This is a genomic window from Streptomyces sp. SID5910, from assembly GCF_009862125.1.
GTDB lineage: Bacteria > Actinomycetota > Actinomycetes > Streptomycetales > Streptomycetaceae > Streptomyces.
The window spans coordinates 1-10347 of the sequence record NZ_WWHX01000428.1 but is presented as its reverse complement, the minus strand read 5'-3'; the positions used below and the strand labels follow the sequence as shown (position 1 = coordinate 10347).

General features: G+C 73.9%; 11 protein-coding genes. 6 read left to right on the top strand and 5 right to left on the bottom strand.

The window, feature by feature from the left end; translation table 11 throughout:
• Together GTW67_RS15180 and GTW67_RS15175 are read left to right on the top strand one after the other, a co-directional pair.
• The coding region (locus GTW67_RS15180; protein WP_161165348.1) for a glutathione S-transferase family protein at window positions 1–920 on the top strand (920 nt) is incomplete at its 5' end.
• A 78-nt stretch (window positions 921–998) separates the two neighbouring features.
• A complete protein-coding gene (locus GTW67_RS15175; protein ID WP_161165347.1) occupies window positions 999–1301 on the top strand; it encodes a DUF4235 domain-containing protein in 303 nt (100 codons plus the stop codon).
• 82 nt (window positions 1302–1383) lie between these two features.
• On the opposite strand, the gene GTW67_RS15170 is transcribed toward GTW67_RS15175, so the two are convergent.
• Both GTW67_RS15170 and GTW67_RS15165 read right to left on the bottom strand, forming a co-directional pair.
• Window positions 1384–1779 (bottom strand): VOC family protein, encoded by a 396-nt coding sequence (locus GTW67_RS15170; RefSeq protein WP_161165346.1) that lies wholly within the window; start codon window positions 1777–1779, stop codon window positions 1384–1386.
• A 162-nt stretch (window positions 1780–1941) separates the two neighbouring features.
• On the bottom strand, window positions 1942–2910 hold the full coding sequence (locus GTW67_RS15165) for a GlxA family transcriptional regulator (RefSeq protein WP_161165345.1): 969 nt from the start codon (window positions 2908–2910) through the stop codon (window positions 1942–1944).
• A 71-nt stretch (window positions 2911–2981) separates the two neighbouring features.
• Here GTW67_RS15165 and GTW67_RS15160 point away from each other — a divergent pair, with 71 nt between their 5' ends.
• Window positions 2982–3932, top strand: a complete 951-nt coding sequence (locus GTW67_RS15160) for an NADP-dependent oxidoreductase (protein WP_161165344.1) — start codon at window positions 2982–2984, stop codon at window positions 3930–3932.
• Between the two features lie 125 nt (window positions 3933–4057).
• Window positions 4058–4444 (top strand): anti-sigma factor antagonist, encoded by a 387-nt coding sequence (locus tag GTW67_RS15155; protein WP_161165343.1) that lies wholly within the window; start codon window positions 4058–4060, stop codon window positions 4442–4444.
• Here the strand turns inward: GTW67_RS15155 and GTW67_RS15150 are convergent.
• The gene (locus GTW67_RS15150) at window positions 4410–5363 is read right to left on the bottom strand and encodes a ribose-phosphate diphosphokinase (protein WP_161165342.1); all 954 of its coding nucleotides are present in this window, start codon (window positions 5361–5363) and stop codon (window positions 4410–4412) included. The two genes, GTW67_RS15155 and GTW67_RS15150, sit on opposite strands and share 35 nt — an antisense overlap.
• A gap of 190 nt (window positions 5364–5553) precedes the next feature.
• Here GTW67_RS15150 and otr(A) point away from each other — a divergent pair, with 190 nt between their 5' ends.
• Window positions 5554–7437, top strand: coding sequence for a tetracycline resistance ribosomal protection protein Otr(A) (otr(A), locus tag GTW67_RS15145; RefSeq protein WP_161165341.1), 1884 nt, complete (start codon window positions 5554–5556; stop codon window positions 7435–7437).
• Between the two features lie 110 nt (window positions 7438–7547).
• Window positions 7548–8210, top strand: a complete 663-nt coding sequence (locus GTW67_RS15140; protein ID WP_161165340.1) for a DUF4230 domain-containing protein — start codon at window positions 7548–7550, stop codon at window positions 8208–8210.
• 21 nt (window positions 8211–8231) lie between these two features.
• Here GTW67_RS15140 and GTW67_RS15135 read toward each other — a convergent pair whose 3' ends face one another.
• Entirely contained in the window at window positions 8232–10013 is a 1782-nt protein-coding gene (locus tag GTW67_RS15135; protein WP_161165339.1) for a complex I subunit 5 family protein, read from the bottom strand.
• On the bottom strand, window positions 10013–10347 hold a 335-nt coding region (locus tag GTW67_RS15130; protein ID WP_237518869.1), incomplete at its 5' end, for a sodium:proton antiporter. The genes GTW67_RS15135 and GTW67_RS15130, both read right to left, overlap by 1 nt.

The following is a 10347-nucleotide window of genomic DNA, read 5'->3' as shown; positions in this document are numbered from 1 at the left end:
TCTGGCCGGTCGAGGCCGGGCGCTACCGGCTGGTGGCCAGCCGCGCCTGTCCGTGGGCGAGCCGGGCCCTGGTGTCCCGGCGGCTGCTGGGCCTGGAGGACGCCCTCTCCCTGGCGATCACCGACCCGATCCAGGACGACCGGAGCTGGCGGTTCACGCTGGACCCGGACGGCCGCGACCCGGTCCTCGGCATCCGCTTCCTCAGCGAGGCCTACGACAAGCGGGAGACCGGCTATCCGGGCGGGGTGAGCGTGCCGGCGGTCGTGGACGTGCCGAGCGGGAGGCTGGTGACCAACGACTACCAGCAGATCACCCTGGACCTCGCGACCGAGTGGACGTCCCTGCACCGGCCCGGCGCGCCCGACCTGTATCCGCACGCCCTGCGCGACGAGATCGACGAGGTGATGGCCGGCGTCTACCAGGACGTCAACAACGGTGTGTACCGGGCGGGCTTCGCCACCGGGCAGGAGGAGTACGAGGCCGCCTGCGCGGGCGTGTTCCGCCGGCTGGAGCAGCTGACGCCCCGGCTGGAGCGGCAGCGCTATCTGGTCGGGGACACGATCACGGAGGCGGACATCCGGCTGTTCACCACGCTGGTGCGCTTCGACGCCGTCTACCACGGCCACTTCAAGTGCAACCGCTGGAAGCTGGCGGAGAACCCGGTGCTGTGGGCGTACGTCCGGGACCTGTTCCAGACGCCCGGGTTCGGCGACACCGTCGACTTCGACCACATCAAGCGCCACTACTACGAGGTGCACACCGGCATCAATCCGACCGGCATCGTGCCGCTCGGCCCGGACCTGTCCGGCTGGCTCACGCCGCACCACCGGCAGGAGCTGGGCGGCCGCCCGTTCGGCGACGGCACACCGCCCGGCCCGGTGCCCGCGGGAGAGGAAGTACCGGCGGCCGGCCGGCCCTGACCCCGCGGGGCCGTGCTCGTCGTGCCCGGCCTCACCTGTCATGACCGATATCACCGAGCGAACCCGAAGGAGACCCACGTGGGCAAGAAGAAGAAGCAGAAGCTCCCCCTGGCGTACAAGCCCGTCGGCTTCGTCCTGGGCTGGGCGGGCGGCGCGCTGGCCGGGATGGCCTTCCAGAAGACGTGGAAGGTGATCCGGCACGAGGACGACGCGCCCGACGCCCTGGACCCGGACCGCGGCTGGGGCGAGATCCTGCTGGCCGCGGCGGTCCAGGGCGCCATCTTCGCCGCCGTGCGCAGCGCGATGGACCGGGCGGGCGCCAAGGCGATCGAGCGGTCGACCGGTGTCTGGCCGTCCGGTGACAAGGGCGGGCGGGACTGACCGGACCGGGGTCCGGCGCCCGCGCCGCACTCACGCCGTACTCATCCCGTACTCATGCCGCCGACGGCACCCGGGCCGGGCCTCAGCCCTGCTTGGGTGCCGTCGGCGGCGCGCTGCGGCGCAGGGTGAAGGAGTGGCCCGCCGGGTCGGAGAAGCCGCGCTCCTCGTGCGGGCCCGCCGCGTCCTTCGCCTCCAGCGGGCGCCCGCCGAGGCCCACGACCCCGCGCTCGGCCTCGTCCAGGTCCTCGACCACGAAGTCCAAGTGCGCCTGGAGGGAGTTCTCGGGGCGGGGCCAGCTCGGCGGGGTCGCGTTGACGTCCCGCCGGAACGCCATGCGGAAGCCTGCCGGGCCCTCGATCTCGATGCGGTTGGCGGACACGTCGGTCTCCTCCGCGCCCAGCAGCCCCTTGTAGAACTCGGCGAGCTTCTCGGGTTCCGCGCAGTCGAGCACCACGACGCCCGCGTTGACCAGTGCCATGTCTCCTCCGAAGGATTCCGGGCACGGGGCGTCGGACCCCCGCGGCCCTCTGCCTTGCGCATATCCCGGCCCAGCGGTTTCAGTCGGTGACCGGCCGACAACGTTGCGGAGCAAGTCTTCTGACGCGCCGTCACCAGCCACGGGAAACGGGCGTGTCTCCGCTCAGCGGGCCGACTGGAAGGTCCGGCGGTACACCTGGGGGGAGACGCCGATCGACGCGTGCAGGTGCTGGCGCAGCGAGGCGCCCGTGGCGAAGCCGACCTGGCCCGCGATCCGGTCGACGGGAAGGTCGCTGGCCTCCAGCAGATGCCGGGCCCGGGCGACGCGCTGCTGGGTCAGCCAGCGGCCGGGGCTCATGCCCACCTCGTCGTGGAAGCGCCGGGCGAAGGTGCGCAGGCTCATCCGGGCGTGCGCGGCGAGGCGGGCCAGCGTCAGGGACTCGCCGAGGTGGTCCAGGGCCCAGGCCCGGGTCGCCGCCGTGCTCGCGGCCCCCTGTTCCGGCACCGGCTGCTCGATGTACTGCGCCTGTCCGCCGTCCCGGAACGGCGGGACCACGCAGCGGCGGGCGACCTTGTTGGCCAGCTCGCTGCCGTGGTCCTCGCGCACGAGATGGAGGCAGACGTCGACGCCGGAGGCCGCGCCCGCCGAGGTGACGATGCGGCCGTCGGCCACGAAGAGCACGTCCGGGTCGAGGGGGATGTGCGGGAACATCCGCCGGAACCGGTCGGCCAGCTGCCAGTGGGTGGTCGCCCGGCGGCCGTCCAGGAGCCCGGCGGCGGCCAGCACGAAGGCGCCGGTGCAGATGGAGACGATGCGGGCGTCGGGGCGGACACGGGCGAGGGCGGCCATGACCTCGGGGGCCGGTTCGCCGGTGACCAGGGAGGGTGAGACGGCGGGGACGACCACCGTGTCGGCCGAGTCCAGGATCTCGGGCCCGTGGTCCGCGGTGAGGGTGAAGTCCGCGTCGGTGCGCACCGGCCGGCCGTCGACGGTGCAGGTGAGCACCTCGTAGCGGCCGTCGGCGGCGCCGAGGATCCGGCTGGGGATGCCCAGCTCGAAGGGATAGGCGCCGTCGAGGGCCAGCACCACGACCCGTTCCGTCCGCCCGGCCGGGCGCTTCGTCTGCCGCATGGCACGATCCTATCGCAGCGTGGCATTCATGCCATTTCCCTGAGGGGCGGCGGACGGCAGGCTGGGTCAGCATGAGCGATGTGAACACGATGCGAGCCATCAGCCAGGACACCCTCGGCGGTCCCGAGGTGCTGCGTGAGGTACGACGGGAACGCCCCGAACCGCGCCCGAACGAGGTGCTGGTGCGGGTGCGCGCCGCCGGAGTGAACCCGACCGACTGGAAGCACCGGGCGAACGGCGGCTTCCTCGGCGAGCCGCCCTTCGTCCTGGGCTGGGACGTCTCGGGCGTGGTGGAGGCGGTGGGGGTCGGCGTCGCCGCGTTCCGCCCGGGCGACGAGGTCTTCGGCATGCTGTCGTACCCCTTCGGCCACGGCTCCCACGCGGAGTACGTCACGGCCCCGGCCCGTACCTTCACCCACAAGCCCGCCGGGATCGACCACGTCCAGGCCGGCGCGCTGCCGCTGGTGTCGCTGACGGCGTGGCAGGCCCTGGTGGAGCGGGCCGGCCTGCGGGAGGGGCAGCGGGTGCTGATCCACGCGGCCGCGGGCGGTGTGGGGCACGTGGCGGTGCAGATCGCCAAGGCGCGGGGCGCGTACGTGATCGGCACGGCGAGCGCGGGCAAGCACGAGTTCCTGCGTTCCCTCGGCGCGGACGAGACGGTGGACTACCGCGACACGGACATCACCGAGGCCGTGAAGGACGTCGACGTCGTGCTGGACACGATCGGCGGCGAGACCTCGCTGCGGTCCCTGCGCGTGCTGCGGCCGGGCGGGATCGTGGTGTCGATCCTGCCGGTCGGGTCGGACGCGTTCTTCGAGGAGGCCGAGCGGCTGGGCGTGCGGGCGGTGCGGATGCTGGTCGACGCGGACCGGGCCGACATGCGGGAGATCGCCGGCCTGGTCGAGTCGGGCAGGCTGCGGGCCACGGTCGAGAAGACGTTCCCGCTGGCCGACGCGGCACAGGCCCACGAGCTCGGTGAGACGGGCCGCACGACGGGGAAGCTGGTCCTCGTGGTCGACTGACGGGTCTCGATGTGAGAGTTCGACGACATATGTCAAACGAACATGCTCAATCGCGCTCGTTCGGGGTAACTTTCGATTGAGGATGGTCAGTTGGGCCCCCGGAGCAGGCTGGAGGCGTTGTCGTCGTGCGACAGGAGTCCGCGTCGCTCACCAGGCATCTGCGCGTCCGCCGCGACCGGGGGCACACGGTGCTGGAGTTCCTCGGCGAGATCGACATCGCGTCGGCCGCGGAGATCGCCCCGCACCTCGACCGGGAGACGGCACGTCCCGGCGCCCGGGTCGTGCTCGACCTCGGCGGGATCGAGTTCTTCGACTGCTCGGGGCTGCGGCTGCTGTACCGGGCCCGGCGCCGGGTGCTCGACGAGGGCGGAGAGGTGCACCTCGTGTGCGCCCATCCGCTGACCCTGCGCATGCTGCGGATCACCGGCCTCGCACGGCTGCTGCCCCCGCGGCCGACCCTCGCGGAGGTGTTCGGCGTCACTCCGCCGCAGGAGCGTCGAACAGGGCGCTGACCGACTCGCCGTTGTGGATGCGGCGCACCGCCTCGGCCAGCGCGGGCGCGATGGACAGGATCCGCAGCTTCTCCGTGTGGTCGTCGGCCGGCACCGGCACCGTGTTGGTGCACACGATCTCCAGCACGTCGGGCTGTTCGCTGAGCCGGCCGAGCGCACCGGCCGCGAACAGCCCGTGCGTACAGGCGAGCCGGATCGTGCGCGGCCCCTGCTCCCGCAGCCGGCCGAGGAGTTCCAGCACGGTGCTGCCGCCCGCGATCTCGTCGTCGAGCACGATGACGTCCCGCCCGGCGACGTCCCCGATCACGGCGCTGATGCTGACCCGGTCGTCGGCGTACCGCTGCTTGGCGCCCGCCGCCACCCGGGCGCCCAGCAGCCGGGCGAACGCGGCGGCCTCCTTGGCGTTGCCGAGGTCCGGCGAGACCACCGTGGCGCGGGAGAGGTCGTACTGCCGGAAGTGCGCGGCCAGTTCGCGCAGCGCGTGCAGGTGGTCGACCGGCACCGTGAAGAAGCCGTGCACCTGGGGCGAGTGCAGGGTCATGGCGAGGACCCGGCCGGCGCCCGCCGCCACCAGCAGGTCGGCGACCAGGCGCCCGCCGAGCGAGATGCGCGGCGCGTCCTTCTTGTCGGAGCGGGCGTAGGAGTAGTGCGGCAGGACGACGGTGATGCGCCCGGCCGACGCCCCGCGGGCCGCGTCGCACATCAGCAGCAGCTCGACCAGGTGTTCCTGCACCGGCTTGACCAGCGGCTGGATCAGGAAGACGTCCCGTTCCCGGCAGTTGGCCCGCAGCTGCACCTCCAGGCAGTCGTTGGCGAACCGGCTGACCCGGACGGGGCTGAGGGGCACGCCCAGCTGGGCACAGACCTCCTCGGCCAGCTCCGGGTGGGCACTACCGCTGAACACGGCGATGTCTCGCACGGACCGCTCCTCGCATGGGTCTGTCCGGCCGGAACCTCAGCTTACGGAAATCCGGTTGCGGCGGGCCCGGGGGAAGGGGCCATGATGACGCCGTCCGTGTTCCCTCAGGTCAGGATCCCCCGCATGCGCCGACTCCTCGACACCACCCAGTGCCCCTTCCGGCCCACGGTTCTCGAGGACTCATTCCCGCATGCACACCCTGAACATCGGCATTCTGGCCCACGTCGACGCCGGTAAGACCAGCCTCACCGAACGGCTGCTGTTCGACCACGGGGCCGTCGACCGGCTCGGCAGCGTCGACGCCGGTGACACCCGTACGGACGACGGCGAGATCGAGCGCCGCCGCGGCATCACCATCCGCTCCGCCGTCGCCGCCTTCACCGTCGGCGACACCCAGGTCAACCTGATCGACACCCCCGGGCACTCCGACTTCACCGCCGAGGTCGAGCGCGCCCTGGAGGTCCTCGACGGCGCGGTGCTGCTGCTGTCCGCCGTGGAGGGCGTCCAGGCGCGGACGCGGGTGCTGATGCGCACCCTGCGGCGGCTGGGGCTGCCCACGCTCGTCTTCGTCAACAAGATCGACCGGGCCGGTGCCCGCGCCGACGGTCTGCTCGCGGACATCCGGCGCCGGCTGACCCCGCACGTCGTGCCGCTGACGGAGGTCGCGGGCGGGCTCGGCGGTGCCGGGGCCCGGGTGCGGACCTGCCGCCTGACGGACCCGCCGGTGCGCGCCCGCACCGCCGAGGCGCTCGCCGAGGTGGACCCGGGCATGCTGGCGGCGCTCGTGGACGGCCCGGAGCCGACCGCCGGCGAGGTGCGCGCCGCGCTCGCCGCCCGTACCGCCGACGGCTCGTTCCACCCGCTGTACTTCGGCTCGGCACTCGGCGGCCAGGGCGTCGCGGAGCTGGCGCGCGGCCTGGTCCGGCTGGTCCCGGCGCGTACACCGGAGCCCGGTCCCGTACCGCCGCGCGGCACGGTGTTCGCCGTCCGCCCCGGACCGGGCGGCGAGCGGACGGCGTATCTGCGGCTGTACGACGGTGAGGTGCGCCCGCGGCAGCGGCTGACCTTCCTGCGGCGCGAGTCCGACGGGCGGACCGGTGAGGTCCGCGGCCGGGTGACGCGCCTGGAGGTGGTCGGCGGGGCCGGGACGCTCACCGCCGGGAACATCGCCGCCGTGTCGGGTCCGGCCGCCCTGCGCGTCGGCGACCGGCTCGGCGGCGTCACCGACCGGGCGCCGCAGTTCGCGCCGCCGACCCTGGAGACCGTGGTGCGGGCCCGGCGGCCCGAGCAGGCGGCGCCGCTGCGGTCGGCGCTGCTCGCCCTCGCCGACCAGGACCCGCTGCTGCACGCCCGCCCGGCGGAGTCAGGGGCCACCGCCCTGCTGCTGTACGGCGAGGTCCAGATGGAGGTGCTGGCGGCGACCCTGGCCGGGGACTTCGGCATCGATGCGGAGTTCTCGCCGGGGCGCGTCCGGTTCCTGGAGCGGCCGGCCGGCACCGGTGAGGCCGTCGACGAGATGCCGTGGCACGACCGCACCCGCTACTGGGCCACGATCGGCCTGCGGGTCGAGCCGGGGCCGCGCGGCTCGGGCGGGGTGTTCGCGTACGAGACGGAGCTCGGCGCGCTCCCCCGCGCCTTCCACCTGGCCGTCGAGGAGACCGTGCACGCCACGCTGCTGACCGGGCTGACCGGCGCCGCGGTCACCGACTACCGGGTGACACTGATCCGCTCCGGTTTCTGCTCCCCGGTCAGCACGGCCGCCGACTTCCGCGGGCTGACCCCGATCGTGCTGCGCCGGGCCCTCGGGCTGGCGGGGACCCGCCTCTACGAGCCGTACCACGCGTTCGAGGCGGAGGTGCCGCCGGACGCGCTGGCGTCCGTGACCGCCCGACTGGCCGCGCTGGGCGCCGACTTCAGCGGGACGACGGGCGGCGACCCCGCCTGGCTGATCACCGGCGAGCTGCCGGCCCGGCACGTGCGGGAGGCCGAACTGCGGCTGCCGGGGCTCACGCGCGGGGAGGCGGTGTGGTCCTCCCGCCCGTCGCGGGACCGGCTCCTGAAGGCCCCGCACTGACCGCCTCCCGCGCCCGCCCTCCGCCCCCTCACTCCCGAGCCGCACGCCAACTGCTGCGTCTGGCACGGGAGATGAGGGGCAAGCGGACAGTAGGAGGGAGGGCCGTCGCCATGACGACTCCCAACAAGCGCCTCCCCGGACGCATGCCCGGCTGGGCCAAGGCGCTGAGCGCGGTCGTGCTGGTGCTCGTCGTGCTGTTCGCGGGACTGCGGCTCAGCGTGCTGCCGGGTCTGAAGGACCTGTTCGGCTCCGAGACCCACGACCGGTCGGGGCCCGCGCTGCTGAAGTCCATCCAGGACATCAGCCGCTACGAGGCCGCGTCCGGCTCCTTCCAGGTCGTCGTGGACCTGGAGAAGGACGCCAAGTTCCTGCCCGACGCGATACGCGGCACCCGCACCCTGTACGTCGGCGCCGGCACCGTCGACGCCTACGTCGACCTCGGCAAGGTGGGCGAGGACGACATCACGGTGAACGAGGACCGCACGTCGGCCACGCTGCGGCTGCCGCACGCCGCGCTCGGCCGGCCGGCCCTCGACCCGGAGCACTCGTACGCCGTCTCCAAGCAGCGGGGCCTCCTCGACCGGCTCGGCGACCTGTTCTCGGACAACCCGAACGGTGAGCAGGCGGTGCAGAAGCTCGCGGCCCGGCACATCGGCGACGCCGCGAAGGAGAGCGAGCTGACCGGGCGCGCGGAGGGCAACACCACGGCGATGCTCCAGGGCCTGCTGCGCTCCCTCGGCTTCGAGCAGGTGCGGGTGACCTACGGCTCCTGAGCCGCCGGTCTCCCTCCCCCCTCACCCGGACAGGACCGCGGGCAGGGCCAGCAGCCCCAGCACCGTGGCGCCCACCAGCAGCCAGGCCACGTAGTCCCCGACGTGCCCCGACTGAAGCCGCCTGAGCGGCAGCATCCGGGCCGGCGCGGCGAGCAGCTTCGGGCGGCCGACGGCCACGGCGGCGAGGCCGATCGCCAGGAGCGCCGACAGCAGGCCGAGACCGGCGCCGAGGGGCGTCCAGTGCACAGCGCTGTGGACCAGGCCGGCGGTGGTGGCCTCGCTCATGGCGCGGGCCACCGCGTCACCGAAGCCGGGGACGACGCCGACGGCGAGGGAGCCGGCGAGCAGCACCGCGGGGACGGCCGTCATGGTGTCGGGGACCCGGCCGAGCCGCTGCCGGGTCTCGGGCTCCTCACCTGAGCCGGTCGTCTCGTAGGCGCCCCCTCCGCTCCCCCGGTCCGCCTCGGGCGGCGGCGGGCCGAGGCCGAGGAACACGCGGGCCGCGACCCGCAGCACCGCCGCCGCGGTCACCGCGCTCGCCGCGACGTACAGGACGGTGAGCGGGCCGCCCACGGCCTCCTCCGCGACGGACTTGCCGAGCGCCGTGCCGAACGGCGGCAGTCCCGCGAGGCCCAGCGCCCCGACGGCGAACATCACGGCGACGCCGCGCAGCGGACGGGCGCGGCCGTACAGGACGTGCTCGTCGACGCTGCCGTACCGGTCGAGGAGGATGCCCGTGCAGGCGAACAGGGCGGCCTTCACCCCGGCGTGGCCGATGACGTACAGCGCGACGCCGTCGTCGCCCTCGGGGGTGAGGGTGCCGATGCCGAGCAGGAACAGGCCGGTGTGGGCGACCGTCGAGTAGGCCAGCAGCCGCTTGATGTGCCGCTGGTACCAGCACATCAGCGCGCCGACGGCGGCCGTCAGCGCGCCGAGCACCATGAGGGCGCGCTCCACGTAGGCGGCCGGCAGTCCGCCGGGGCCGGAGAAGACGGTGTCGTACACGCGCCAGACGCCGAAGACGCCGAGTTCGACCATGACGCCCGACAGCAGCATGCACACGGGGGTGGGGGCAACGGCGTGCGCGTCCGGCAGCCAGAAGTGGAAGGGCACGGCCGCCGCCTTGACGAGCAGGCCGGTCAGGACGAGGACGAAGGCGGCGAGGACCAGCGCGTCGGACGGGCCGTGCGCGTCGAGGCCGCGGCCGATCGAGGCCATGGCCAGCTCGCCGGTGCGGGCGTACAGCAGCGCGATGCCCATCAGGAGGGCGTAGGCGCCCAGGGAGTTGACGAGGGCGAAGGTCAGCGCGCCCTGCACCGCCTTCGCCTCCTCCACCCGGTGCCCGGTCAGGGCGTAGGCGACGACGCTCATCAGCTCGAACCACACGAACGCGTTGAACAGGTCCCCGGCGATCACGAAGCCGCACATGCCGGCCTGGAAGAGCAGGACGAGGGCGGGGAACGCGCCCGCGTGCCCGTGCGGAGGCTCGTCGAAGGAGCGCCAGGAGTACGCCAGGGCGGCCAGCGTCAGCAGGGACACCAGCGCGGCCATGCCGAGGCCGGGGCCGTCGCCGACGAGGACGATGCCGACGCTGTGGCCCCGCACGGGCTCCCAGCCGCCGGCCCACTCGACCAGTGGCGGGGACGCGTGCGGCAGCAGGGCGACGGCGAGCGCGGCGGTGACGGCCGCCACCACGCAGGCCACGGTCTCCGCGGCCACCCGCGGCACGACCCGGCCCAGCGCGGCCAGCAGGGCGGCCCCGAGCAGCGGGACGGCGACGAGGAGCGGCAGCAGGTGGTGCATCAGCCGCGCAGCTCGGTCAGTTCGTCGGGGTCGACCGTGCCGTGCCGCTTGGCGACCTGGACGACGAGCGCGAGCAGCAGGGCGGTGACGGTGGCGCCGACGACGACGTCGGTGAGGGCCAGCGCCTGCACGACGGGGTCGACGACGGGGCGGGAACCGGGCCGGGTGTCGGAGAAGACGGGAGCGGTGGCGCCGTCGCGGTAGCCGACGGCCAGCAGCAGGACGTAGGTGGCGGCCTGGCACACCGACAGGCAGCCGACGGCGTGGATCAGGTCGCGGCTGGTGGCCAGGCCGTAGCAGCCGGCCAGGAACACCCACACGGCGACCAGGTAGA

Bases quoted from the DNA above. Each gene is read 5' to 3' on its own strand.
- GTW67_RS15170 (WP_161165346.1), bottom strand. From the start codon at position 1,779: ATGGCACTGGTCAACGCGGGCGTCGTGGTGCTCGACTGCGCGGAACCC.
- GTW67_RS15165 (WP_161165345.1), bottom strand. From the start codon at position 2,910: ATGCGGCAGACGAAGCGCCCGGCCGGGCGGACGGAACGGGTCGTGGTG.
- GTW67_RS15160 (WP_161165344.1), top strand. From the start codon at position 2,982: ATGAGCGATGTGAACACGATGCGAGCCATCAGCCAGGACACCCTCGGC.
- GTW67_RS15140 (WP_161165340.1), top strand. From the start codon at position 7,548: ATGACGACTCCCAACAAGCGCCTCCCCGGACGCATGCCCGGCTGGGCC.
- GTW67_RS15135 (WP_161165339.1), bottom strand. From the start codon at position 10,013: ATGCACCACCTGCTGCCGCTCCTCGTCGCCGTCCCGCTGCTCGGGGCC.